This window comes from Albidovulum sp. (assembly GCF_008933605.1).
Classification (GTDB): domain Bacteria; phylum Pseudomonadota; class Alphaproteobacteria; order Rhodobacterales; family Rhodobacteraceae; genus Albidovulum.
Genome location: NZ_WBUS01000014.1, coordinates 1 through 25,212, shown reverse-complemented (window position 1 = coordinate 25,212; position 25,212 = coordinate 1). Strand labels below are relative to the sequence as shown.

Below are 25,212 nucleotides of genomic sequence, written 5' to 3'. Positions count from 1 at the left end.
CAATCTCCTTCGGGATGTGGCCTGGGACATGCCCGTCAGGCAGGCATGCGCCCCTCGGTCGAGATCTCGGGAATTTCGGTGCGCTCGGTCTCCGCCGCGCCGCACAGCAGGTCGACCGCGCGGTCGGCCGCATCCTGGAACGGTTCCAGCACCATGTCCGCGCCGGACCCGAACAGGACCTCCGTCTCGGCAGCGCCGTGCGACGCAGCGGCGATCCGCCCCGAGAATCCCGACGTGCGGGCGAGTTGTATCAAGGTCCGGCGCGCGTCTTCGTGGCTGAGCCCGGTGGGATGGACGGGCAGGGTCGAGACGAGCCACTCGGCACTGCGCAACGGCAGTTCGGCAACGAACTCCGGGTCCGTCGCATCGCCGAACTCCGCCTCGAGCCCCAGTTCGCGCCAGCGGTCGATGGCCAGAGGGTTGAAGTCAACCCCAAGCACCGCAACGCCACGGTTCTTCAGCCGGATGCCCATGGCGGTCCCAAAGCGCCCAAGTCCAAAGACGATGACCGGGAATGCCCGGCCGTGATGCGTCCCGGCCTCGGAAGGCTCGCGCGGGGTGCCCTTGCGCTCGAAGACCGCGAGGAGAGGTTCGAAGAGTGCGAAAAGCTGGTGTGAATAGGTGATCATGTAGGTCGAGGCCGCGATGGTCACGAGGCCGACCATGGTCACGAGCCCCAAGGCATCGTCCGCGACATGCCCGAGGCTGACGCCCATGGCGACGAAGATCAGGGAGAACTCGCTGATCTGCGCGACGGTCAGGCCGGCAAGGAAGCCCGTGCGCTTGCGATAGCCCATGGCCCCCATGATCGCGAGTACGATCAACGGGTTGCCGACCAGCACGAACAGCGAAAAGATCGCCGCGCCGGTGACGTGGGCACCCAGCAGCGACAGATCCAGCATGGCCCCGAGGGCGATGAAGAAGAACAGAAGGAGGAAATCGCGCAAGGAGGCCAGCCGGGCGGCAATCGTCTCGCGGTAGGCGGTGGAGGCAAGGGCAACCCCCGCCATCAGGCCGCCCACCTCCTTGCCCAGTCCGACGGCGTCGCCGACGGCCGCAAACATGGCGGCCAGCGAGATGGCGAAGATCACCAGCAGTTCCGGCGCGCGGGCCAGACATTCGGTCAGCGGATTGGCGGCATAGCGCACGAAGACCATGACCGCCGCCACCATCGCCACGCTCGAGGCCAGCACCGCAAGCACTTCGCCGCCACCGTTGCCCCCATCCGCGGATCCTATGCCGATGGCTGACAGCACGATCATGGCCAGAACTACCACCAGATCCTGCACGATCAGGAACCCCAGTGCGATCTGGCCGTGGAGGGCGTCGATCTCGCGCTTGTCGGACAACAGCTTCACGATGATGATGGTGGACGAAAACGTCAGCGCGATGGCGACGTAGAGGCTGGTGACATGGTCCAGCCCCAGCGCAAGACCGATCAGGCGGCCGAAGAACGCGGTAAAGGCGACCTGGCCAAGGCCCGTCAGCACCGACACGGCCCCGAGCGACCGGATCAGCTTCACATCGAGCTTGATCCCCACCAGGAACAACAGCACCGCGATGCCCAGTTCCGACAGAAGCTCGATCTGCTCGTCGGAATGCACGACATCCAGCGCCGAGGGCCCGGCGACCAGACCGACCGCGATGAAGCTGACGATCAGCGGCTGGCGCAGAAGGGTGCCGACGATCCCGATTCCGGCCGCCAAGACCAGGAGGATCGCCACTTCGGCAAAAGATGTCATCGTGAACGTCATGTGTCCTTCTTCTGCCCCGCTCCGATTGTTGCGCGGGGTGCGCTCTGGTGGCGTTCAAGGAAGTGCTCCAGATCGGCGTGTGCGATCCGCCATCCCTTGCCGACATCTATCGCGCGCAGGTCGCCCTGCTTGATCCAGTGCCGCACGGTGGCCTCTGCAACCTTCAGGCGATCGGCCACTTCCTTCACGGTCTGATAATGTTCGTTCGGCATCGAATGGTGGCTCCGAGCGTGTTTTGACGCAGCATAGCGACGTATGCGCTGTCTTGATTGACCTCGATCAAACCAGCCGACGCTCATCCATGTTCATGTGGACGGGTCACGGCAAAGGGGGGCGGGCCATGCAGCGGATCATGTTGGCGACGGACTTTTCCGAGCGTTCGGACCGTGCCTTGCGGCGGGCTGTGCTTCTTGCCAAGGCGCATGGGGCGGTCCTGGATCTCGTGCACGTGGTGGACGATGACCGACCGCGCCGGATCGTCGACCACGAAGCCGTGGACGCCCGGGTCCTGCTTCGCGAACTGGCGCATTCGCTCCGCTCGGCCGATGGCGTGACCTGCGAAACCGACGTTGTGCTGTCCGATCCTTTCGCCGGAATCGTGAAGGCTGTGGCGGAAAAGAAGCCGGATCTGCTGGTGATCGGACCGCACCGGCGGCAGATCCTGAAGGATGCCTTCCTGGGAACGACGGCGGAGCGGACGATCCGTTCCGTCGACTGTCCCGTCCTGATGGCAAACGGGCCGCCGGTCGCCCCGTGGCGGCACATCCTGCTCACCACCGACCTTTCCGACAATGCCAGGAACGCCTTGCAGCGCTTTGCGGCCCTAGGGCTGGGCAGGGGCGCGCGCCAGTCCGTCCTCCATGTATTCGACGCCATCGCCCTGCGCCTGGCCATGTCGGACTCAATGCCCAAGGGCAACCGAGAGAGCTATCTGGCGGACCGGCAGAGCGAGGCGCGTCGCGACCTTGCGCGCTTCATGGCGGACCTGGCCGGACTTCAGGCCGAATTGGTCGTCCGCCAAGACACAACAACGACGGCGCATGAAATCCACGAGGCGGCCGAAGCATTGACCGCGGACCTGATCGTGGTCTCCACGCACGGGAAGGGCGCGCTGGCGAGGTTCTTCCTGGGCAGCGTCACCGAGAAGACCCTGCAGTCCGCGAAGGTCGATGTGCTGGCCTTGCCGCCCAGTCCCGCGCCATGAAGCTGTCGCCCTGCGCCTGACCATGCGCAGCAGGGCCGGAAATGCTGCTCAGGTTTCCTGCCTACGGCCAGGACGTGAGTGCGCGACCGCGTTCCAGCCGATCAAAGCTGCAACGCTGCGGCATCCAGGCCGCGCCTTTCAGCACTTTCGATGACCGCAGAACGGAGCTTCCGGCTGCGCTTGAGAAGACGCCGGAAGCGGGCCTCGTCGAGAACCAGCAGGGTGGTGTGACTTATCGCGATCGCCTGTGTCCTGCGTGTCTGGTGGCTGAGCAGGGAGAGTTGTCCAAACATCTCGCCGCGGCCCAGCCGGAATTTCTGCCCCGCCGTTTCAAGTTCGACGGCGCCCGAGGCAATGAAACAGACTTCGCGGGGCGTGTCGCCCTTGCGCATCAGGACATCGCCGGGCTGGACGTACCGAGTGCGCAGCGCCTTTGCGAGTTGCTTGCGGCTGTCCTCGTCCATTTCTGCGAAAAGCGCAAACTGGCGGACAAGCTCCGTCTTCTGGACAGCAAGGTCCAGTGGTGGTCGCGCTTCCACTTTCCGGCGTTTTACTGCCAGTTCCTGCTTGAGGGTTGTATGAAGCTCCTTTCCAATGAGCCCGTCGATGAACAGAACATCATACTCGCGTTCCTCAAGGCGAAGCGAGGTGCGCCGCAGGTATCGCCGCTCGATCTCCTCCGCGTACCCCGGATACTGAAGCCGGAGGCCTTCCAGCGCGGCCTGTGTTTCGTCTTCGCGCCGCTTCACCAGTTCATGCAGCAGATCGGCGATGCGGCGCCCATGAATGCGACGGATCTTGGTGTCGATGTACGCGTGCAGATCGCGCAGGATCAGTCGAAGGTTCAGCAGGATCTCGAAGCGGTCAGCGGTCAGCCTGGCAAGCAGTCCGGAGATGCGCAGGCGGTTGTGCAGCATGCTGGCGAAGCGATAATCCCGACCCTGGGCCAGGCTCAGGCGGCCAGCCACGCGGTATTCGTCGCGGCCGCCTATCCGCGTGCGTTCGATCAGCCGGTCCGCGTCCGCGAGCATCTGTTCCGCCAGGCGCGTCGAGACAAGTTGATCGCGGAAGGCTTCGAGAATGAAGTCGCGTTCGCGCCCTGCCAGCGCGACAAGTCCAAGGGTGATCCGTTCCCGGTCGGGAATGTCGTCGGCGACCTCGGCCTTTTGGATGGCACCGTCCAACCGCTCGGCGAAGCGCTTTGCTTCGGAGCGGACGATCTCATGCGTGAGATCATGGTTCCGTACGGTCTCGGCCACCTCTTCGCGCACCTTCTGCAGCGCGACGGCGATGACCTGGTTCGACAACGCGCGGTCGATGGGCGCGAGTCGGTCCAGCCCCAGCCGAGCAATGATCCAGCGCAGGGTGGTCCCCTGCACCAGGAGGGTGAACAGGGTGAAACCGGTTGCCAGGATGCCAACGTACCGTTTGACATCGGTCGGCACCCTGAAGTTTTCCGAGACGGCCAGCGCCAGAGCCAGGGTCACTGCGCCGCGCAGGCCGCCCCAGAGGATTGCCACACGGTAGGGCCGATCGACCCTTGGAGACAGGCGCAGTGCCGTCAGGAGCGGCAGCACGACGTAGAGCATGAACATCCGTGCGGCGGTGGCGGCAACGATGACAACCACTATCAGGAACAGGTCATGAAGCCGCAAGTCGCCCAGAAGCCGCGGAACGAGCAGTGCCGCGAGAAGGAAGATCAGTGCCCCGGCCCAATGCGCCAGCACATCCCAGACCTCGCGCAGGTTGGTCCAGTTCGTGGGCGACATGCGTCCGGGACCCAGATAGTTCAGCGTCATTCCGGCCATGACCACGGCAATCACGCCCGACACACCGAATACCTGGTCGGCGACCAGGTAAGCGACATAGGGCAACGCCACGCTGAGCGATATCTGCGCCAAAGGGTAGCGGCCAAGCCATGACAGGACCCCAAGGCAGATGCGCCCCAGGAACAAGCCCGTGGCGACGCCGCCGAAGATCAGAAGCGGGAAGCCGACCAGCGCATCCTGAAGGGTCGGATTGGGAACGCCCAACATGACGAAGGTCAGAAAGAACCCGAAGAGGGCGATTGCGGCGGCATCGTTCAGAAGGCTCTCACCCTCGACGATCCGGGTCAGCCGCTGGGGCGCCGCGATGTTGCGGAAGATCGACACCACGGCGGAGGGGTCCGTCGTCGCGACGATCGCGCCGAGCATCAGGCAGGTGACCAGCGGCAAGGGCGTGAACGGTTGCAGCGCAAGGCCGATGGCAAAGGTCGCCAACACGACGGCGACGACCGCCATCACGAGGATGGGCACCCAGTCCTCTGCCATGCGGCGCAGGTTGAGACCAAGCGCCACCTGAAAAAGCAGCGTTGGAAGGAGGACATACAGGAATACGTTCGCGCGAATGCTGAACGCGACGACTTCAACCCCCGGCGCCAGTTCAGTGACGGCCCGACCATACGGGACCAGATAGGCTGCAGCCGTGCCAATGAGGGTTCCGATGATGGCCAGCACAACCGTGTAAGGCAGCCGCGACCAGTCGGCCAGCGGCTCGCTGAGGCTGATCACAATGAAAAGTGCTGCGACGATGCCGACGAGGGTGACTACATCCATGCCGTAAGTATCTACCGCAGGCGCGGTCCGGGTGTGGGTTTTTCTGCGGAAAGCCATGGAGTTATCATGTTCTTCGCCGCTGCTGTCAATCTTCCGGGCCGGCAAGATCGCCGAGCCAGGATGGCAGAGAGAAGGGCAGGCGATGAAGCGCGTTCACATCCGCGCGAGCCCGATGCGGATCCCGTTCTCCACCCGGCACGAGCGGCAGCCGCTGGAGCGGAGGCGCGACGGCCTGATATCCCGCTGGTTCGTCGGGCCGGGCGTCGATGCCCCGCTCCCGGTCACCCTCCAGCTCAGAACAAGGGGGTGGAGTCAAGGCAGAGAAGGTTCGACCTGAGACTCGCCATCTGCCGTATGATTGCGGCATGGCGCGACCGCTGCAATCGCCATTGCCCGCATGCGAGCCTCGACGGGCGTTCCCCAACCGGCCGGAATGACCTCAGACCAGGTCGAGATAAACGTACTGGATCGGCGCATGCTCGTAGATATGCGCATCCAGGAGCGGCGCCCCGCCGTTCGGCTGCGCGACATCGAGCGATCCCGTGTCGCGCAAGGGCGTTCCGCCGAAACCGATCAGCGTGCCGAATGCCGGATCGAGGAGATCCTCCTGCGTCCGGCCAAGATAGAGCCGGAACTGCCCGACGACATCGCGGTCGAACTGGAGCAGGATCGTGTCGGCATCGACGATCTGGGCGCTCGTGATCTTGGGAAGATAGTTCGAGTTCGTGCCGTCTGTCCGGTAGAGCCTGAAGCCGAGATTCTCGGGCGCGTGCAGGCCGTTCGCCGCCGCGTAGATCGAGTCGTCGATCATCAGCGCGTTGTCGACGCCGCTGAAGTCGACAAGCAACTGGTCGCTCGCGGCCTTGGTGACCTGCGAGATCATGATCGGCGCGTTCTCCTGGCCCACCAGCGCGTCGAAGATGTTGGCGCCGAGCCGTTGACCCATCATGTAGTAGCCTTCGGGACTGAGGTGCGTGTAATCGCCGCCGACGCTCGCGGGATAGAGCGCCTCGTACTGGTATTCGAGGGCGCCGAAGACGACGTTCGGATGATTCTCGACGAACTGGATCTGGTCGATGGCCACCCCCTTGTCGGAGTAGCCGCGGTGCTGCGACAGAATCCCCATGACGTCGGCCGCGCTGCCGAGCACCGATTCCACCGCCGCCTCGAGCCGGTCGAAGTAGGTGCCGAGAAGGAACTCGTAGCCGTAGGGGATGTCCCCTCGCGGCCGGTCGCCCTGGCCCTGGATGAAGTTCAGGACGATGTCCTCGGCCAGGTCGTAACCAAGCCGCAGCGCCTCCGTGACGCCAAGCTGCAACTGGCTGACGAGATTGTCGAAGAAGACGGGCCGGCCCGTCATCGTCTGATAGAACTGCCCCGCGCCGCCGTCGTTGCGGAAGTAGGAGAAGGTTCCGTCGGCATTGTCGATTGCGAACACGTCATCGTTCGCCGTCGACGACAGCGCCGTGGTGAGGTCGGCAAAGACGTCCTGTGCGCGGGTCATCAGCTGCAGGATCGACTTGCCGCCCGCGCCCGTATTGACGTGGGTGAAGACCGGGCTGTCGAGGCCCGCCGCCTGATACTCCGACACCAGCCGTCCGATCATCGAGGATACGTGCGTTTCGGTCGCGTATTCCTGCAAGGGCCGGAAACCCCGGAATCTGCCTTCATCCACCGGCACGTTCAACCATCCCCGGTTCACGTAGCTGTTCACGCCGAAATCGAGCGCAAGCGCATGCACGGGGTCCACCGGGCCAGTGGTCAGGACCTGTTGTGACTGGAGCGGGGTCACGCCCACCGAGAGGGACTGGCCGGAGGTGAACACGAACTGCATCGCGGCGCGGTCCGTCACGTTCACCATGAGGTCACGGGACGTGGTGAGCCCTGCGGAATCGGTGACCTCAACCGAGAGTTCGTAGACGTTGTCGCCGTCCTGGTCCGACGCGGCCTCGAAGTCGGGCGCCGCGAGGAAGGCAAGATGGCCTGTCGCCGGATCGAGCGCGAAGAGAGAGGCATCCGCGCCGCCGGCGATGGCGTAGGAGAGGCCCGAGCCTTCGGCATCGGCATCGTCGATTGCGGTAATGTCGACGACGAACGTGCTGTTTTCGCTTACCGATAGGGCCGATGGCCCGCCCACGACAGGGGCCTGGTTCTCGAAGACGTCGCTCACGCTGACCGCGATCGTTCCGCTTGATGAAAGTCCGGCGCTGTCGGTGACGGTGACCTCGACCGAGTAGACGTTGTCGCCGTCGGAATCGAGGGGATGCTCGAAGTCCGGGGCCGTGACGAAGGACAGGACCCCGGTCGTCGGATCGACCGCGAAGAGCAGCGCGTCCGGCCCTCCGGCGACCGCATAGAGCAGTCCGTTGCCTTCGCTTTCCGTCAGGTGCAGCGCCGAAAGATCGCTGACGAAGGTCTGGTTCTCGGCTGCGGTCACGGCCCCGGGGCCATTCAGCGTTGGCCCCGGAGTGTCGAGAACGTCCGTCACATCCACGGTCAGGCCCGTGTCGGTCGCCAGCCCCCTGGAGTCGGTGACACGGACGACGACCTCGTATTGACCGTTTCCGTCAGCGTCTGCCGGCGTCTCGAAGTCGGGCGTGACGGAGAAGTTCAACGCGCCATTCACGGCGTCGATCGTGAAACTGCCGGCATCCGCGCCGCCGACGATGGAATAGGTCAGGCCGGCTCCTTCGGTGTCGGTATCGTCCACCGCCGCAAGGTCGGTTACAAAGGTCTGACCTTCGGCAAGAGCAAGGGTGCCCGCACTGACAAAATTGGGGGCCAGGCCCTGCTGAAATATGATCCCCTGCTGAACCCCGAAGGAGGTGTTGCCAATCCTGAAACGGTCATAGGTAATTCCGTTTTCTACGACGCTTCCGAGGAAAGCGGCTATTTGCGTGGTCGCGAAATCGAGTATGTCGCCCGCATCGCCATCGATTCGCAGTTCCGCGTCCCTGCCGGCCTTGAGCTGCAACAGGGAGAACTGGATATTGTCCCGAAGTCCGTTGGTCAGAATGATCCGCTCGATCGAATAGAGGGTCGTGGAACCCGCAAAGAACTGACCGGCATCCTGCACCAGCAGTGTATCTATCCCGGCACCACCGTGAACGCCGATATCGTACTGATCGTAAACGATTACATCATTTCCACCGCCTGCCGAAATCGTATCGGCACCGGCGCCGCCATTGATGAAATCGTCGCCTGCATAGCCACTGATCGTGTCGTTTCCGTCCGATCCCAACATGTAGTCGCGCCCGGAACTGCCATTGATGAGTTCGGACGCGGGGGTGCCGATATGGATCTTGTCGTAGGGGGCGGGATCGACAAAATGCTGCGGATCGGTCGTGCCATAAGGGAAGAATGCCGAGGCGGCTTGCCGCAATTCCTCCCTCGACAGGCTTTGCCAGGAAGGCCCGAAAAGACCGCTCAATGTGAAAACGCCAACCGCCATGTGCCCCTCGATGATAATATTTATATTCAGGCTATCGGCTTTGCGCCGTCTGTCTAGGACAGAGATTAACGGGACGCAAAAAAGGCCTCGTTGCAGGTTGATCCGGGCCGGCGTCGCCCGCAGCGATGATGTCGGGAGTCCGGGCCTCTCGCGCCCCGCAATCCGCCGCCTTCGGCCGAGAAAATCCCTGCCCGAATCTGCTCGGGCGCGCTTGACGGGGGGGGCGGGGATGCCTATTACACGCTCCACGCTCGGGCGGCGATCCGGGCGGGGATGCGCGGTTGTAGCTCAGTCGGTTAGAGTACCGGCCTGTCACGCCGGGGGTCGCGGGTTCGAGCCCCGTCAACCGCGCCACCCGCCCCGGATCGCCCGAGTGTTCCCCTCAAGGGGTCCATGCGCGGTTGTAGCTCAGTCGGTTAGAGTACCGGCCTGTCACGCCGGGGGTCGCGGGTTCGAGCCCCGTCAACCGCGCCACTCAATTCCCGTTGATGTTGCGCGACGGCCGATTCCGGCCCAGGGCATGTGGTTGCCGGCAAGGGATTGCCGATCCGGCCACGCGATCCGTCACGCTCCCGTCACCGCCGATCAACCCCGCGTGCGCCCCCCCTTCCGGCACCGGAAGCGCCGGCTATGTTCCGCGATGAAACCGCGGCCCGCCGGGCGGAAACGGACCCGCCGACGCGACGGACCGGGACGGTTTCCCAAGGTGGCCCTGCCGGGCTGGCGGGGCCTCAGACGGAGTGACGCAGATGCGTTTCCAAGTTCTCCCCCTCGTGCTCGTGACCGCGCTCGGCGCGACCTCGGTGGCCTATGCCTCCGAAGCGACGACCGGCATGATCAAGTCCTTCGACATGAAGGCGCACACGCTCACGCTCGAGGATGGCACGATCTACATGCTGCCGGGCGCCTTCGAGGATCCCGGCCTGAAGGTCGGCGAGAAGGTCAGCGTGCTTTGGGACAAGTCCAGCAACGCGGGCGCTTCGAAAGATGCGCGGGACGTGGTGTCGGTGACCATCGTCAAGTGACCGAGCCGCGCGGCACCGGCGCGGGGGCCTTCGGGCCCCCGCTGCCTTTTCTATCCGCGCCAAATCGTCCCGCTGCGGCGGACGGCGCGAAGGGGTAAGCCGGGACCATGCAGTGCAGGACAGGAAGATGGCTTACCTCGACCGAATTCCCCTCAGTCTCGCCGTGGTCGCGGCGCTGACCCTCGGCCTCGCGCCCTTCGTGCCCGAGCCGCATATCTGGGAAAAGCTGGCGATGCTCTCGGCGGGCAGGCTCAGCCGGCCGATCGACATTCTCGACCTTCTCCTGCATGCCATGCCCTGGGCGGTGCTGGCGGCGAAGCTGCTGCGGACGGCGCTGGTCCGCGGCTAGGAGCCTCGCGCGGCGGCATCCCGACAGCCGGGAAGCCCCGGCCCCGGTGTCAAAGCCGCATCCGGTAGCGGATGTGGCCGTCGCTCGCCGTGTAGCTGTCGTAGAGCGCGCGGGCGCGGGCGTTGGCTTCGTCGGTGTGCCAGTAGAGCCGGTGCCAGCCCCTTGCGCGGGCCAGCGCGATCAGGTCGTCGATGAGCGCGCGGCCGACGCCTGCGCCGCGCGCCTCGGCGTCCACGAAGAGGTCTTCCAGGTAGCAGTCGTCGCCCGCGACCCAGCTTGACGGGTGGTGCTGGTGGATGGCGAAGCCGGCGATGCGGCCGCTCCGGAGCGCGAGGCGCGCCTTGAGGGGCGAGGCCGGGTCCATGAGCCGCGCCCAGGTGGCGGCGGTGACACCGGGCGGGAGGGCGACGTCGTAGAAGGCGAGGTAGCCGTCCCAGAGGCGCTGCCATCCGGCTTCGTCGTCGGGGGTTGCATCGCGGATCGTAAGTGTCATGGCAGGAAGTCCGGCAGCGCCGCGGCGGTGGCCCCTGGCGCGATGTCGGTGAAGAAATGGCCGCCCGGGATCATTGCAGCGCGGCGAGGATGCGCGCCCAGGAACGGATGCCCTTGTGGAAGCTTTCCACGTCGTACTTCTCGTTGGGGCTGTGGATCTGGTCGTCGTCCTGGCCGAAGCCGATGAGCATCGCGTCCATGCCGAGGATCTTCTGGAAATAGCCGGCGATCGGGATCGAGCCGCCGCAGCCGATGTAGGCGGCAGGCCGGCCCCATTCCTCGCCCAGCGCCTTGCGCGCGGCCTCGAAGGCGGGGTCGGCGATGTCCATGACGCCGGCCGCGCTCGCGGCGTGTTCGTGGAAGGCCACCTGGCAGTCAAAGGGGACCATGGTGCGCACGTGATTGCGGAAGTTGTCGCGCAGGCGATGTGGGTCCTGCCCGGGAACGAGCCGGAACGAGATCTTGGCGTGCGCCTGCGACGGCAGTACGGTCTTGAAGCCCGCGCCGGCATAGCCGCCCCAGATCCCGTTCACCTCGCAGGTCGGCCGCGACCAGAGCATCTCGAGCGGCGTGCGGTCGTGTTCGCCGGCAGGCACCGAGAGGCCGACGTCGCCTAGGTATTTCCCGTAGTCGAAGGCCAGCGCCTGCCACTGGGCGCGCACGGCCTCGGGCAACTCCTGCACCCCGTCGTAGAAGCCGGGCACGGTGATCCGCCCGTCGTCGTCGTGGAGCGAGGCGATGATCCTGGCCAGCACCCGGATCGGATTCATCGCGGCGCCGCCGTAGGAGCCGGAATGCAGGTCCTTGTTCGGGCCGGTGATGGTGATCTCTTCGCCGAGAAGCCCGCGCAGCATCGTGGTGATCGCCGGCTGTCCCTCGAAAAGCCCGGTATCGCAGATCAGCGCGAGGTCGGCCTTCAGTTCCTCGCGGTGCGTCTCCATGAACGGGATGAGCGAGGGCGAGCCCGATTCCTCCTCGCCCTCGAGAAAGATGGTGAGCCGACCGGGCAGGGCGCCGTGGACGTGTTTCCACGCGCGCGCGGCCTCGATGAAGGTCATGAGCTGGCCCTTGTCGTCCGAGGCGCCGCGGGCACGGATCACCCGGCCGTGCGGCGTGTCCTCGATCGCGGGGTCGAACGGGTCGCGGTGCCAGAGGTCGAGCGGATCGACCGGCTGCACGTCGTAGTGGCCGTAGAAGAGAAGGTGCCGCCCGCCCGTCCCGCCGTGGCCGACCACCATCGGATGGCCCGGCGTCGGGCGCGCGGCGGCATCGAACCCGAGACCGCGCAGGTCCTCGGCCAGCCAGTCGGCGGTCCTGGCGCAATCCGCCTTGAAGGCTGGATCGGTGGAAATGGACGGAATGCGCAGGAGCGCGAAGAGACGCTCCATCGCTTCGGGCAGGGTTTCGTCGATGCGCGACAGGACGGCGTCGAGGGTCATGGGGGGGCTCCTCCGGGTGTCGGGCAGGACGGTAGCAGCGTGTCCGGCATTGTCCAGACCGGCGGGGGGCGCGGTGAGCCGTCTGGCGCCCGCGCGTCAAATTGTACCCTCGCGCCGGACGGTTTTGATCTTTATCAAGGAAGCCTGTGGACAGGGGGCGTAGGTCCCAAGACACGGAACGACAGCCGGGAGACCTGCGATGGACTATGAAGCTCAGCTCGACAAGGCGCTGCAGCGCCTGCACGACGAAGGCCGCTATCGCACCTTCATCGACATCGAGCGGCGCAAGGGGCAGTTCCCGAAGGCGATCTGGACGCGGCCCGACGGGACCGAGAAGGAAATCACCGTCTGGTGCGGCAACGACTACCTCGGCATGGGCCAGCACCCGGCCGTCCTCGCCGCGATGCACGAGGCGCTCGACGCGACGGGCGCAGGCTCCGGCGGCACGCGCAACATCTCGGGCACCACTGTCTATCACAAGCGGCTGGAGGCCGAGATCGCGGACCTGCACCGCAAGGAGGCGGCGCTGGTCTTCACCTCGGCCTACATCGCCAACGACGCGACTCTGTCGACCCTGCCGAAGCTCTTCCCGGGCCTCATCATCTATTCGGACGAGCTGAACCACGCCTCGATGATCGAGGGGATCAAGCGCAACGGCGGCCAGAAGCGCATCTTCCGGCACAACGACGTGGCCCATCTGCGCGCCCTGATGGCGGCCGAGGACCCGGAGGCGCCGAAGCTCGTGGCCTTCGAGTCGATCTACTCGATGGACGGCGACATCTGCCCGATGGAGGCGATCTGCGATGCCGCGCGGGAGTACGGCGCGCTCACCTACCTCGACGAGGTTCATGCCGTCGGCATGTATGGGCCCCGCGGCGCCGGCGTCGCCGAGAAGCTGGGGCTGATGGGCCGGATCGACATCATCAACGCGACGCTCGCCAAGGCCTTTGGCGTGATGGGGGGCTACATCGCCTCGACGGCAAAGATGGTGGACGCGATCCGCTCCTACGCTCCGGGCTTCATCTTCACCACGTCGCTGCCGCCGGCGGTGGCGGCGGGGGCCGCGGCCTCCGTCCGCCATGTGAAGTCGGCGCAGCAACTGCGCGACAAGCAGCAGGAGCACGCCCGCATCCTCAAGACGCGGCTGAAGGCGCTCGGCCTGCCGATCATCGACCACGGCACCCATATCGTGCCGGTGCATGTGGGCGATCCGGTGCACTGCAAGATGATCTCCGACATGCTGCTGGAGCACTACGGAATCTACGTGCAGCCGATCAATTTCCCGACCGTGCCGCGCGGCACCGAAAGGCTGCGCTTCACGCCCTCGCCGGTGCACACGCCCGAGGACATCGACCGGCTGGTCCGGGCGATGGACAAACTCTGGGCACATTGCGCGCTGAATCGCGCCGAACTCACCGCCTGAGGGCCTGCGCCGTCGCAATCGGTCTTGCCCTATGGTATGGATTTACCGATAGGACGGCACGGCCAAAGCGAATCGTCGGCCGTCGGGGAATTCGACACGGGGCAGTGGGCATGATCGGGCGGAGGGGTCCTCCTTCGACGCAGGATACGGACAAACCCAAGGGGTTTGACGACTACGAACTGCGGCTCGGCGACGTGATGCGCGGCGAGCGCGCGACGATGGCCAAATCGCTTCTCGACGTGCAGCGCGAACTGAAGATCAAGGCGAGCTACATCGCCGCGATCGAGAATTGCGATGTCTCGGCCTTCGAGACGCCCGGCTTCGTCGCGGGCTATGTGCGGTCCTACGCGCGCTACCTCGGGATGGACCCGGAAACCACGTTCCGGCGCTTCTGCGAAGAGGCGGACTTCACCGTGGCGCACGGCATGTCGGCCGCGGCCTCCGGGCCGGTCAAGGCGCGCCGCAAGGTCGAATACGCCGATCCGCTGGCGAATCCGAACGCGAGCTTCGTGCCGCGCGGCGAGGCGATCTGGTCGGGCATCAGGCCCGGGGCGATCGGCTCGATTCTCGTGCTTCTCCTTCTGATCGGCGGCATCGGCTACGGCGGCTGGTCGGTGCTGCAGGAGGTGCAGAAGGTCACGCTCGCGCCCGTCGACCAGGCGCCGGGCGTGGTGGCCGACCTCGATCCGCTAGCTGGTGCCGGCCAAACCCTGACGGCGCAGCAGGATACCGGCGAGGTCGCGCTGGCCGCGCTGCCGGGGCAGGACGCCCTTCCGCCCGCGCCCGAGGCGCTCGACCGACTCTACCGGCCACAGGCGCTCGACGTGCCGGTGCTTGTCGCGCGCGACGGTCCGATCGCGGCGATCGATCCGCGCAGTGTGGGCACGATCCCCGTGGCGACCGCCGCGGCCGATCCGGCCCCGGCCGAGGCCGAGGCGCTGCCCGCCCTCGGCGAGACGCCGGTGCAGGTCGTGGCGGCCGATGCGCCCGAAGTCGAACTGCTCGCCGTGCGTCCCGCCTGGGTCCGGGTGCAGGCTGCAGACGGTACCGTCATCTTCGAGAAGATCCTCGATGCCGGCGAACGCTACGCGCTGCCCAAGCTCGAGGAGCCGCCGGTCATGCGGGTCGGCGAGTCGGGCGCGCTCTACTTCGCGGTCAACGGCCAGACCTACGGGCCGGCAGGGTCCCGCGGCTCGGTCACGAAGAACCTCGTGCTCTCGCCCGAGGCGCTGACCGGGAAGTACGCCGTCGCCGACCTGGACAGCGACGCCGACCTCGCGCGATACGCGACCACCGTGGCCGATGCCGCCGGCGTGGTGCCCGCGGCCGAGCCCGCGGCACCGGCAGGCGAGTAGCCGGCCCCGGATTGCCGTCCTGCCGCCCAGGGTCTATCTATCGCCCGACCGAACGCGCGCCGAGGCTGACATGACGCACAATCCGATCCGACCCTGGCGGAACATCGACCGGCGGAAGTCGCGCAGGATCATGGTGGGCAACGTGCCCGTGGGCGGCGACGCGCCGATCACGGTGCAGACGATGACTAACACCATCACCTCCGACGTGAAGGCGACGGTCGAACAGGTCCAGCGCGCGGTGGCGGCGGGCGCCGACATCGTGCGCGTCTCGACACCGGACGAGGACTCGACCCGCGCCCTGCGGGAGATCGTGCGCGAAAGTCCGGTTCCCGTCGTGGCCGATATCCATTTCCACTATCGCCGCGCCATCGAGGCCGCCGTGGCCGGTGCCGCCTGCCTCAGGATCAATCCCGGCAACATCGGCTCGGCCGATCGGGTGCGCGAGGTCGTGAGGGCCGCGAAGGATCACGGCTGTTCGATCCGGATCGGCGTCAATGCCGGCAGCCTTGAAAAGCACCTGCTCGACAAGTACGGCGAACCCTGCCCGGACGCGATGGTGGAAAGCGGACTCGATCACATCAAGCTCCTGCAGGACAACGACTTTCACGCGTTCAAGATTTCCTGCAAGGCCTCCGACGTCTTCCTCGCCGCGGCGGCCTATCAGCAACTGGCGGAGGCCACCGACGCGCCCATCCATCTCGGCATCACCGAGGCCGGGGGCCTCATGTCCGGCACGGTGAAATCCGCCATCGGACTCGGCAACCTCCTCTGGTTGGGGATCGGCGACACGATCCGCGTCTCGCTCTCGGCCGATCCGGTCGAGGAGGTGAAGGTCGGCTACGAGATACTGAAGTCGCTGGGCCTCAGGACCCGTGGCGTCCAGATCATCTCCTGCCCCTCCTGCGCGCGGCAGGGCTTCGACGTCATCAAGACCGTCGAGGCGCTGGAGAAGCGGCTCGAGCACATCAAGACGCCGATGAGCCTGTCGATCATCGGCTGCGTGGTGAACGGGCCGGGCGAGGCGCTGATGACCGATATCGGCTTCACCGGCGGCGGCGCGGGATCGGGCATGGTCTATCTCGCCGGCCGGCAGGACCACAAGATGACGAACGACCGGATGATCGACCACATCGTCGAACTGGTCGAGGCGCGTGCGGCCGAACTGGAGGCCGCGAAGGCAGCGGCGGAGTAGGCGGGGCGCAGCCGCCCCGTCCCCCCTTGGGCATTTCAGCCGGGGTGAAAGCACGTTGACGCTGTCGCGGCGCGGCATTAGCTCAGCCGTCATGGCACGCGCACCTCTTCTCCAGCTGTCCGGCGTCTCGCTGACCTTTGGCGGCAATCCGCTTTTCGACACGCTCGATCTCACCATCCAGCCGGGAGACCGCGTGGCGCTTGTCGGGCGCAATGGGTCGGGCAAGTCGACGCTGATGAAGGTGATGGCGGGGCTGGTGGAGCCCGACCGGGGCGAGCGGGTGCTGCCGCCCGGCGTGACTGTCGGCTACATGGAGCAGGAGCCCGACCTTTCGGCCCATGCAACGCTCGGAGATTTCGCCGCCTCCGACCTGCCGGAGGGCGAGACCTACCGCGTCGCGGTGGTGGCCGAGGGGCTGAAGTTCGACCCCGCGACGCCCGTCGCGGCGGCGTCCGGCGGCGAGCGGCGCCGCGCCGCGCTTGCAAAGCTGCTGGCCGAGGCGCCTGAGCTGATGCTGCTCGACGAGCCGACGAACCATCTCGACATCGCGGCGACCCTCTGGCTCGAGGAGCGGCTGAGGGACACCCGCGCCGCCTATGTCATCATCAGCCACGACCGCGCCTTCCTGCGCGCGCTGACGCGGGCGACGCTCTGGATCGACCGCGGCGAGGTCCGGCGCAACGAGCGGGGCTTCGAGGCCTTCGAGGACTGGCGCGAGGCGGTCTGGGCCGAGGAGGACCTCGCCCGCCACAAGCTCGACCGCAAGATCAGGGCCGAGGCGCGCTGGGCGGTCGAGGGCATCTCGGCCCGGCGCAAGCGCAACCAGGGGCGGGTGCGGCAACTCGCCGCGATGCGGGCCGAGCGGGCAGCGATGATCCGGCGGCAGGGCACGGCCGGGATGGCACTGGAGACGGGGCAGGTTTCGGGGCGTCTCGTGATCGAGGCGAAGGGCATTTCCAAGGCGTTCGGCACGCGGACGATCCTCAGGCCGCTCGACCTGACGGTCCTGCGTGGCGACCGGGTGGCCTTCGTCGGCCCGAACGGGGCGGGAAAGACCACGCTCCTGAAGATCCTGACCGGCGAGATCGCGCCCGACACCGGGACGGTGCGCCATGGCACCAACCTCGAGATCGCGGTCTTCGACCAGGCGCGGGCGACGCTCGACCTCGGCGTGACGCTCTGGGACGGGCTCGTCAACGACCCCGGGATGAAGGTATCGGGCCGCTCCGACCAGGTCATGGTGCGGGGGGAGCCGCGCCATGTCGTGGCCTATCTCAAGGACTTCCTCTTCGACGAGGCGCAGGCGCGGGCGCCGATCGGGTCGCTCTCGGGCGGCGAGCGGGCGCGGCTCCTGCTGGCGCGGATCATGGCGAGGCCGTCGAACCTGCTGGTGCTCGACGAGCCGACCAACGACCTCGACGTCGAGACGCTCGACCTCCTGCAGGACCTCCTCGGCGATTACGTGGGGACCGTGCTGCTCGTGAGCCACGACCGCGACTTCATCGACCGGGTGGCGACGACGACGGTCGCCTTCGAGGGCGAGGGCCGGGTGACGGTCTATGCCGGCGGCTGGACGGACTACCAGGCGCAGCGGCCGGAAGCTGCGCCGGCGCCCGTGGCCAAGCCCTCCACCAGGACGCCTGTCGCGCCGGAACCGAAGCCGAAGAAGGCCGCGCAAGGGCTTACGTTCACTGAAAAACACCGGCTGGAGGCGCTCCCTGCGATCATCGAGCGGCTGGAGGCGGAGATCGGGAAGCTGACGGATTTCCTTTCGGACCCCGATCTCTTCCAGAAGGCGCCGGAAAAGTTCCGCCGTGCCTCCGAGGGGCTCGCCGAACGGCAGGCGGCGCTGGCCGCGGCCGAGGAGGAATGGTTGATGCTGGAAGACAAGGCGAGCGCATGAGGGGCCCGCTGGCTGGTCTGCGGATCGTCGAGGTCGCGGGGCTGGGGCCCACGCCCTTCGCGGCGATGGCGCTCGCCGACATGGGGGCCGAGGTGGTCCGCATCGAACGGCCGGGAAACCGGCATCTCCTCGGGCTGGACTATGACATCCTGAACCGGGGCCGGGGGTTTGTCGTTCTCGACCTCAAGTCGGACGAGGGCAAGGCCGCGGCGCGGCGCCTGGTCGCGCGCGCCGACGGGCTGATCGAGGGGATGCGACCCGGCGCGATGGAGCGGCTCGGCCTCGGGCCCGAGGACTTTCCCGAGAACCCGCGGCTCGTCTATGGGCGGATGACCGGTTGGGGCCAATCCGGACCGCTGGCGCAGACGGCGGGACACGACATCACCTACATCGCGCTTTCCGGCGCGCTTCATGCCATCGGGCCGGCGGAGCGGCCGGTCCCGCCGCTGAACCTTCTCGGCGATTTCGGCGGCGGCGGCATGTACCTCGCCTTCGGCATGGCCTGCGCCTTTCTCCACGCCGCGCGGACCGGCGAGGGGCAGGTTGTCGACGCCGCGATCACCGATGGCACCGCGCATCTGATGGCGATGATCCAGGGGATGGCGGCCGGCGGGGTCTGGTCGGACGCCCGCGAGGCAAACCTTCTCGACGGGGCGGCACCCTTCTATCGCTGCTACGCGTGCCGGGATGGCGGGTTCCTCGCGGTGGGCGCGATCGAGGCGAAGTTCTGGTCCGAATTCCTGCGGCTCGCCGGGATCGACGCGGCCGGGATGCCCGCGCAGATGGACCGCGCCCGCTGGCCCGAGGCGCGGGCGCGGGTGGCGGCGCGGATCGCGGAGCGGACGCGGGACGACTGGGCGGCGGTCTTCGCCGGGTCGGACGCCTGCGCGGTGCCGGTCCTGACACTGGCCGAGGCGCCCGAGCACCCGCACAACGCGGCGCGGGCGACCTACCTGACCCGCGATGGCGTCACCCAGCCCGCGCCGGCGCCGCGGCTGTCGCGCACGCCGGGACAAATTGCAGCAGGCTCGCAGTCCGAACCTCTGGAGATCGGGGCGCTTCTCGCGCGGTGGGGCGGCTGACGGTCAGCCGCGGCGGCGCTTTCGGCCGCCCTCGCCGCCACCGGCGGTGTTGAAGGCGACATCCGGCAGGGTCACGATTGCCGCCAGTTCCGGGAAGGGGTCGCTCGCGTGCGGGATCGCGTTGGCGGCGACGAAATGTTCCTGGAAGCGCGGCTCGATCGCGGTTTCGACCTTGTGGATGCGCTTGACCTCGTCCTCGATCGCGGCGCGGGAGGAAATGTTGCACAGCGCGATGCGCGCGCCGGTCCCCGCGGCATTGCCGGCCGAGGCGACCTTGTCGAGCGGGCAGTCGGGGATCATGCCGAGCACCATCGCGTGCTTCGGCGAGATATGCGCGCCGAACGCACCGGCGAGCACCACGCGGTCCACCCGGTCGATGCCAAGCTCGTCCATCAGCAGCCGCGCACCGGCGTAGAGCGCCGACTTCGCCAGCTGGATCGCGCGGATGTCGCCCTGCGTGACCATGATCAGCGGCCCGCCCGCGGCGGTGCCGTCATGCAGGACATAGGCGTGGGTCCGGCCCTGCGGCACGCATCGCAGTGTGCCCGTCTGCTCGGCGGAGCCGATCAGCCCGCTTGCGTCGACGATGCCCGTCATGCGCATTTCGGCCACCACCTCGATGATGCCGGAACCGCAGATCCCGGTGATCCCGGTCTGGGCGGTTGCCGCGGCAAAGCCCGGATCGTCCGACCAGAGGTCGCAGCCGATGACGCGGAAGCGCGGTTCCCTCGTCAGGGGGGCGATCTCCACCCGCTCGATGGCGCCGGGCGCCGCGCGCTGGCCGGAGGAGATCTGCGCCCCCTCGAAGGCGGGTCCCGTGGGGGAGGAACAGGCGAGCACCCGGTCCTTGTTGCCGAGCAGCAGCTCGGCATTCGTGCCGACGTCAACGATGAGCACCATATCGTCGGACTTGTTCGGTTCCTCGGACAGGGCCACGGCGGCGCAATCCGCGCCCACGTGGCCGGCGATGCAGGGCAGGACGTAGATGCGGGCATTCTCGTGGATCGCCGAAAGTTCGAGGTCGCGGGAGGGCAGCGACAGGCTTTCCGAAGTGGCGAGCGCGAAGGGGGCCTGGCCAAGCTCCACCGGGTCGATGCCGAGGAGAAGATGGTGCATCACCGGGTTGCAGACGAAGACCGTCTCGACGACCTGCGCCGGATCAACGCTGGCCTCCGCCGCGATCGAGCGGGCGAGGTCGTCGATCGCCTGCCGCACGGCCCGCGTCATCTCGACATCGCCGCCGGGGTTCATCATCGCATAGCTCACCCGGCTCATCAGGTCCTCGCCGAAGCGGATCTGCGGGTTCATGAGGCCCGAGGAGGCGAGCACGTTGCCGTTCCTGAGGTCGCAGAGATGCGCCGCGATGGTGGTGGAGCCGAGGTCGATGGCCAGCCCGTAGAGCCGGCCTTCCCAGAATCCGGGGTGCAGGTCGAGGATGCGGGGCCGGCCGTGGTGGTCCCGGTGCAGGATGACCGTGACCTTCCACTCGCCCTTCCGCAGGATCGGTTGCAGCCGCCGCAGGAGCCAGGGGTCGGCCGCGAGGCCCTCGATCTGCCACTGCTCCTTCAGCGCGGCGGCGAGGCGCTGGAAATCGCCCGACGGCTCGTGCATGTCGGGCTCGGCCACCTCGACGTAATAGGCGTGCGTCGCCGGATCCATCGTCATCGTCCGCGCGGTCGCCGACTTGCGGATCACCTGGCGGTGGACCTGGCTTTCCGGCGGCACGTCGATCACGACATCGCCCATGATCTTCGCCTGGCAGCCGAGCCGGCGGCCCTCCTTCAGGCCGCGGATGCGGTCGTAGCGTTCCTCGACGGTGTTCCATTCCGACAGCGCATCGGAGGTGACGGTCAGGCCGTGCTTGGGAAACTCGCCATAGCCGGGCGTGATCTGGCACTTGGAGCAGATGCCCCGCCCGCCGCAGACGGAATCAAGATCGACGCCGAGCTGGCGTGCCGCGGTCAGCACCGGCGTGCCGACGGCAAAACGCCCCCGCTTGCCCGAGGGCGTGAAGATCACCAGCGCATCGTCGGCCATGGCAAGCCCTTTTCGTCCGTTCGCAGACCTATCTAAGCCCTTTCCGGTCAAGGGCAATGTCCCGCAAGCGGCATGGAAGGGTCAGGAGGCGTCAGCGGCCGCTCGTCCGGCCGGGTGCGCGCCAGATCACCATGGCGACGGCAAGGGCGGCGAAGACCGGGACGGGCGCGCCCGCGAGGCCCGCGCCAAGGAAGGCGGCCGCCATGACGGGCAGGGCCAGCATGAGGTGACGCGGCAATGCCGTCACCCGGTCCCGCGCGACCCAGAGCGTCGCCGCGAAGACGGCAAGGCTGATGCCGAGGTAGCGCGACACCGCCGAGCTTGCGGTATGCGCGTGACCGGTCGCCACGTCGATCGAGGCGGCAATTGCGGCGCCTGCGGCAGCCGTCGCCATGAAGATGAAGACATGTCCGTAGCCCCAGATGATCGCGGTCGGCTGCCGGACGGTGGTCAGGTGCTCCTTCTCGCAGAAATAGACCCACCAGAGGGAGAAGACGATTACGAGCGCCGCGGCCGAGACCGCCGCCGCCGCCGGCGCGGGGTGTTCTCCGAACAGGGTGGCGAAGCCATGCGAGATCGACAGCACGACCTCGCCGAGCGAGATGATCATCAGGAGCCCGTAGCGTTCGATGATGTGGTGGCGGTGGAAGGGCGTGGCCTTGACCGATTCCGCCACGGGCGGCGTGGCGAACTCTATGAGGAAGCAGAGGGCGGAGAGCGCGTAGAACAGGGTCGAGCCCGGCGCGGTCACGGAATATGTCGCCGTCCATGCAGCCTGGGCCAGGGTGATCCCGGCGGCGTAGCAGAGCGCGGTGGCGCGGTAGCGCGGGTTGCCGAAGGCGGCGCGCAGCCAGAGCGTGACCATGCCGAATCGCATGATGATCCAGCCGGCGAGAGCGAAGCTGAAGTCCATCGTCGCGAAGATGTAGCCCGCGCCCCCGGCGAAGACGAGTTCGCCGCACATGATGACCATGACCAGGATGCGGAAGAACGCGTCGTCGTTGTCGAAGGCCGACGCGAACCAGGTGAAGTTCATCCAGGCCCACCAGATCGCCAGGAACAGGAACACGAACCGCGGCAGCGCCTCGATTCCGTGACCCTCGGAGATCGCGTGGTGAAACCCGGCCGTCACGGCTGCGATGGCGATGACCGAGACAAGATCGAAGAAAAGCTCGAGCGTCGTCGCCGCGCGGTGTTCCTCATGCGGGTCGCGGGCGGGAACGGCGATCAGCGTGGCAGACATGCGGCGTCTCCGGGCGTGGGTCCGGGCCCGATGTTCGTCGCAACGGGGCGCGACGGCAAGATGGCCGCCGGCCGACCGGTTCAGCCGCGTTCGCCGGCGACAATGGCGCGCATCGTCTCGAGCGGTGCGTAGCCGCGCAGCATCTGGCCGCCCATGACGAAGGTGGGTGTGCCGGAAATCTGCATCCGCTGCGCGAGAAGGTGGTTCGCCTCGATGACCTTGGTCACCTCCGGCGCGTCCATCCGCGCAAGGATCGCCTTCCCGTCCAGCCCGAGATCCCCGGCGAAGGCCAGGAGCGTGTCCTCCGTCACGTCGCCGCGGAAGTCCTCGTAGAAACCCGCGTTGATCTTCTCGTAGGCCTCCCGGCCGAGCGACTGGAGCGCGGCGATCGCAAACCGCGAGGCGGTCACGGACTGTTCGCCGAGGATCGGGAATTCCTTGACGACATAGCGGATGTCGCCGTCCGAGGTCACGAGCTCGGCCACCTCGGCATGGGCCTTCTTGCAGTAGCCGCAGCGGTAGTCGATGAACTCGACGACGGTCAGGCTGCCCTCCGGGTTGCCGCCGACGAAGGAGAAGCCGTCGTCGAAGATTTCCGTGGCATTGGCCTTCACCAGTGCCGCGTCCCCCTGCGCGGCCGCCTCGACCTGGCGCTTCTGCAATTCGTCGATCGCCTCGGCGAGCACCTCGGGGTTGTCCAGGAGATAGGCCCTGACCTCGGCGCGGAACGCGGCGCGTTCGGCCTCCGTCATCTTCGCCATGTCGAAGGCGGCGGCGGGGGTCGCGATCATCGCGGCGAGCGCGAGCGGGGCAAGTTTCATCGGCGGCCTTTCATCGGGGGCACGCCCGCGGCGCGCCGGATCGGACAGGACGGGGCCGGCCATCGCAGGCGTCGCGGCATCCACGGGCCGGACCGGTGCGGCCCATTGACCTTGATGCCGCGGGCTGGAATGAACGACCCCGTCAACGGCCGCCACCATAGAGGGAACGATGCGCACATCAAGCCGCGGGATGGTCGATCCCTTCATTGTGATGGATGTCATGGAAGCCGCCCGCGCGGCCGAGGCGGCGGGCCGCAACATCATTCACATGGAAGTGGGCCAGCCCTCGACGCCGGCGCCCGCCGCGGCGCGGGCGGCGCTGGCCCGGGCGCTCGATCAGGATGCGCTCGGCTACACCGTCGCGCTCGGCCTGCCGGCGCTGCGGCAGGGCATCGCGCGGCATTACGCCGGGCGCTACGGCGTCGAGATCGACTCCGCCCGGGTGATCGTGACGGCGGGGTCCTCGGGGGCGTTCCTTCTCGCCTTCTCGGCGCTCTTCGACGCCGGCGACAGGGTGGCGCTCGGCGAGCCCGGCTATCCGTCCTACCGGCAGATCCTGCGCGCGATGTCGGTCACGCCCGTGGGCATCCCGACGAAGCCGGAGAACCGCTACCAGCCGGTGCCCGCCGAGGTACCCCGGGGCGTGCAGGGCCTGATCGTCGCCTCGCCGGGGAACCCTTCGGGCACGATGCTGGGGCGCGACGAGCTTGCGGGGCTCGCCGGGCTCAGCGCCGAGCGCGGGCTCGCCTTCATCTCGGACGAGATCTACCACGGCCTGAACTACGACCGGCGTCCCGTCACCGCGCTCGAGGTCACGGACGAGGTCTATGTGATCAACTCCTTCTCCAAGTACTTCTCCATGACCGGCTGGCGCATCGGCTGGATGGTGGTGCCGGAGGCGCATGTGCGGGTGGTGGAGCGGCTGGCACAGAACATGTTCATCTGCCCGCCGCACGCGAGCCAGGTCGCGGCGCTGGCCGCACTCGACTGCGCCGGCGAACTCGAGGCCAATGTCCGGGTCTATGCCGAGAACCGCCAGCTGATGCTCTCGGAACTGCCGAAGGCGGGGTTCACGCGGATCGCGCCGCCCGATGGCGCCTTCTACATCTACGCCGACGTGTCGGACCTGACCTCGGACAGCCGCGCCTTCGCGGCCGAGATTCTCGACCGGGCCGGGGTCGCGGTGACACCGGGGCTCGACTTCGACCCGGTGCGGGGGGCGGGAACCCTGCGGTTTTCCTACGCGCGGTCCACGGCCGACATCCGGGAAGGGCTGCGGCGGCTTCACGAGTTCATGACGGCGCGCGGTTAGGGCTTGGGCCGTGCGGTCGCGCCGGCCTATCATCGCGGAAAAACGGGCAGGCGCATGATGCTTCGGGCACTCCTCCTTTGCCTCGCCGTGATGGCGGCGGCGCCGCTGCGGGCGGCGGACCTGACCGCACTCGCCCATCTCGACCCGGTGGCGTCGCGCGTGGCCGACGAGGGTGCGGGCATCGCGCTCGATCTCGCGATCTCCAAGGCCGTGCCCTACCGCGCCTTCCTCATGAACGATCCGCCGCGGCTCGTGCTCGACTTCTCCGAGGTCGCGTTCGGCGCATCGCGCCCCGCGGCGCTCGACCGGTCCGGGCGGGTGCGGGCGCTCGCCTGGGGGCCGGTCCGGTCCGGCTGGTCGCGGCTCGTGGCCGAGCTTGACGGCCCCTACCGGATCGCAAGCGCCGAAGAGCGGGTCGGCGCCGGCGGCGAGGGCGAGGTGCGTGTCCGGCTCCTGCCGGAGGACCCCTCGGCTTTCGCCGCCGCGACGGCCGCCGACCCGCCCGAGGTCGCGCGCTGGGCGCTTCCGAAGCC

Annotated in this window: 19 protein-coding genes, 2 tRNA genes and 1 pseudogene; 13 read left to right on the top strand and 9 right to left on the bottom strand. The window is 67.4% G+C overall.

Features of this window, described 5'->3' with window-relative positions:
- Positions 1-35: 35 nt before the first annotated feature.
- Positions 36-1,754, bottom strand: coding sequence for a cation:proton antiporter (locus tag F9K34_RS03620; protein WP_291335458.1), 1,719 nt, complete (start codon positions 1,752-1,754; stop codon positions 36-38).
- Positions 1,751-1,966 carry a helix-turn-helix domain-containing protein gene (locus tag F9K34_RS03615; RefSeq protein ID WP_291335456.1) on the bottom strand — a complete coding sequence of 72 codons (216 nt, stop codon included), beginning with the start codon at positions 1,964-1,966 and terminating at the stop codon, positions 1,751-1,753. Before F9K34_RS03615 ends, F9K34_RS03620 begins: the two co-directional genes overlap by 4 nt.
- Before the next feature lie 89 nt (positions 1,967-2,055).
- On the opposite strand from F9K34_RS03615, the gene F9K34_RS03610 reads away from it, so the two are divergent.
- On the top strand, positions 2,056-2,958 hold the full coding sequence (locus F9K34_RS03610) for a universal stress protein (RefSeq protein WP_291335454.1): 903 nt from the start codon (positions 2,056-2,058) through the stop codon (positions 2,956-2,958).
- A 101-nt stretch (positions 2,959-3,059) separates the two neighbouring features.
- Here F9K34_RS03610 and F9K34_RS03605 read toward each other — a convergent pair whose 3' ends face one another.
- Positions 3,060-5,555 (bottom strand): cation:proton antiporter, encoded by a 2,496-nt coding sequence (locus F9K34_RS03605; protein WP_291335485.1) that lies wholly within the window; start codon positions 5,553-5,555, stop codon positions 3,060-3,062.
- Between the two features lie 273 nt (positions 5,556-5,828).
- On the opposite strand from F9K34_RS03605, the pseudogene F9K34_RS03600 reads away from it, so the two are divergent.
- A pseudogene (locus tag F9K34_RS03600) lies at positions 5,829-5,978 on the top strand (IS3 family transposase); the annotation flags it as partial.
- Between the two features lie 16 nt (positions 5,979-5,994).
- Here the strand turns inward: F9K34_RS03600 and F9K34_RS03595 are convergent.
- Positions 5,995-8,799, bottom strand: a complete 2,805-nt coding sequence (locus F9K34_RS03595; protein WP_291335483.1) for a calcium-binding protein — start codon at positions 8,797-8,799, stop codon at positions 5,995-5,997.
- Positions 8,800-9,283: 484 nt separating this feature from the next.
- Between F9K34_RS03595 and F9K34_RS03590 the strand changes: the two genes are divergently transcribed.
- From F9K34_RS03590 to F9K34_RS03575, 4 genes are all read left to right on the top strand, one after another.
- Positions 9,284-9,360 (top strand) — tRNA-Asp (locus tag F9K34_RS03590).
- Positions 9,361-9,403: 43 nt separating this feature from the next.
- Positions 9,404-9,480, top strand: a tRNA-Asp gene (locus F9K34_RS03585).
- Positions 9,481-9,755: 275 nt separating this feature from the next.
- Positions 9,756-10,031, top strand: a complete 276-nt coding sequence (locus F9K34_RS03580) for a DUF1344 domain-containing protein (protein WP_291335452.1) — start codon at positions 9,756-9,758, stop codon at positions 10,029-10,031.
- A gap of 127 nt (positions 10,032-10,158) precedes the next feature.
- Entirely contained in the window at positions 10,159-10,380 is a 222-nt protein-coding gene (locus F9K34_RS03575) for an RND transporter (protein ID WP_291335450.1), read from the top strand.
- Positions 10,381-10,429: 49 nt separating this feature from the next.
- Here F9K34_RS03575 and F9K34_RS03570 read toward each other — a convergent pair whose 3' ends face one another.
- On the bottom strand, positions 10,430-10,873 hold the full coding sequence (locus tag F9K34_RS03570; RefSeq protein ID WP_291335448.1) for a GNAT family N-acetyltransferase: 444 nt from the start codon (positions 10,871-10,873) through the stop codon (positions 10,430-10,432).
- A gap of 70 nt (positions 10,874-10,943) precedes the next feature.
- Positions 10,944-12,311 carry a M20/M25/M40 family metallo-hydrolase gene (locus tag F9K34_RS03565; RefSeq protein WP_291335446.1) on the bottom strand — a complete coding sequence of 456 codons (1,368 nt, stop codon included), beginning with the start codon at positions 12,309-12,311 and terminating at the stop codon, positions 10,944-10,946.
- Positions 12,312-12,510: 199 nt separating this feature from the next.
- Between F9K34_RS03565 and hemA the strand changes: the two genes are divergently transcribed.
- The 5 genes from hemA (at position 12,511) to F9K34_RS03540 (ending at position 19,266) form a co-directional block, all read left to right on the top strand.
- Complete coding sequence (hemA, locus tag F9K34_RS03560; RefSeq protein ID WP_291335444.1) at positions 12,511-13,734, top strand: 5-aminolevulinate synthase; 1,224 nt, start codon at positions 12,511-12,513, stop codon at positions 13,732-13,734.
- 110 nt (positions 13,735-13,844) lie between these two features.
- On the top strand, positions 13,845-15,089 hold the full coding sequence (locus F9K34_RS03555) for a helix-turn-helix domain-containing protein (protein WP_291335442.1): 1,245 nt from the start codon (positions 13,845-13,847) through the stop codon (positions 15,087-15,089).
- Positions 15,090-15,159: 70 nt separating this feature from the next.
- Positions 15,160-16,281, top strand: a complete 1,122-nt coding sequence (ispG, locus tag F9K34_RS03550) for a flavodoxin-dependent (E)-4-hydroxy-3-methylbut-2-enyl-diphosphate synthase (protein ID WP_291335439.1) — start codon at positions 15,160-15,162, stop codon at positions 16,279-16,281.
- 91 nt (positions 16,282-16,372) lie between these two features.
- Positions 16,373-18,184, top strand: coding sequence for an ABC-F family ATP-binding cassette domain-containing protein (locus tag F9K34_RS03545; RefSeq protein WP_291335438.1), 1,812 nt, complete (start codon positions 16,373-16,375; stop codon positions 18,182-18,184).
- Positions 18,181-19,266 (top strand): CaiB/BaiF CoA transferase family protein, encoded by a 1,086-nt coding sequence (locus F9K34_RS03540; RefSeq protein ID WP_291335436.1) that lies wholly within the window; start codon positions 18,181-18,183, stop codon positions 19,264-19,266. Before F9K34_RS03545 ends, F9K34_RS03540 begins: the two co-directional genes overlap by 4 nt.
- Before the next feature lie 3 nt (positions 19,267-19,269).
- Here the strand turns inward: F9K34_RS03540 and F9K34_RS03535 are convergent, their stop codons facing one another.
- The 3 genes from F9K34_RS03535 to F9K34_RS03525 form a co-directional block, all read right to left on the bottom strand.
- Positions 19,270-21,303 carry an ASKHA domain-containing protein gene (locus F9K34_RS03535; RefSeq protein ID WP_291335433.1) on the bottom strand — a complete coding sequence of 678 codons (2,034 nt, stop codon included), beginning with the start codon at positions 21,301-21,303 and terminating at the stop codon, positions 19,270-19,272.
- A gap of 91 nt (positions 21,304-21,394) precedes the next feature.
- Complete coding sequence (locus tag F9K34_RS03530) at positions 21,395-22,546, bottom strand: low temperature requirement protein A (protein WP_291335431.1); 1,152 nt, start codon at positions 22,544-22,546, stop codon at positions 21,395-21,397.
- Between the two features lie 80 nt (positions 22,547-22,626).
- On the bottom strand, positions 22,627-23,367 hold the full coding sequence (locus F9K34_RS03525) for a DsbA family protein (RefSeq protein WP_291335429.1): 741 nt from the start codon (positions 23,365-23,367) through the stop codon (positions 22,627-22,629).
- A gap of 169 nt (positions 23,368-23,536) precedes the next feature.
- Between F9K34_RS03525 and F9K34_RS03520 the strand changes: the two genes are divergently transcribed.
- Both F9K34_RS03520 and F9K34_RS03515 read left to right on the top strand, forming a co-directional pair.
- A complete protein-coding gene (locus F9K34_RS03520; protein WP_291335427.1) occupies positions 23,537-24,679 on the top strand; it encodes a pyridoxal phosphate-dependent aminotransferase in 1,143 nt (380 codons plus the stop codon).
- A 54-nt stretch (positions 24,680-24,733) separates the two neighbouring features.
- The coding region (locus F9K34_RS03515; RefSeq protein WP_291335425.1) for an AMIN domain-containing protein at positions 24,734-25,212 on the top strand (479 nt) is incomplete at its 3' end.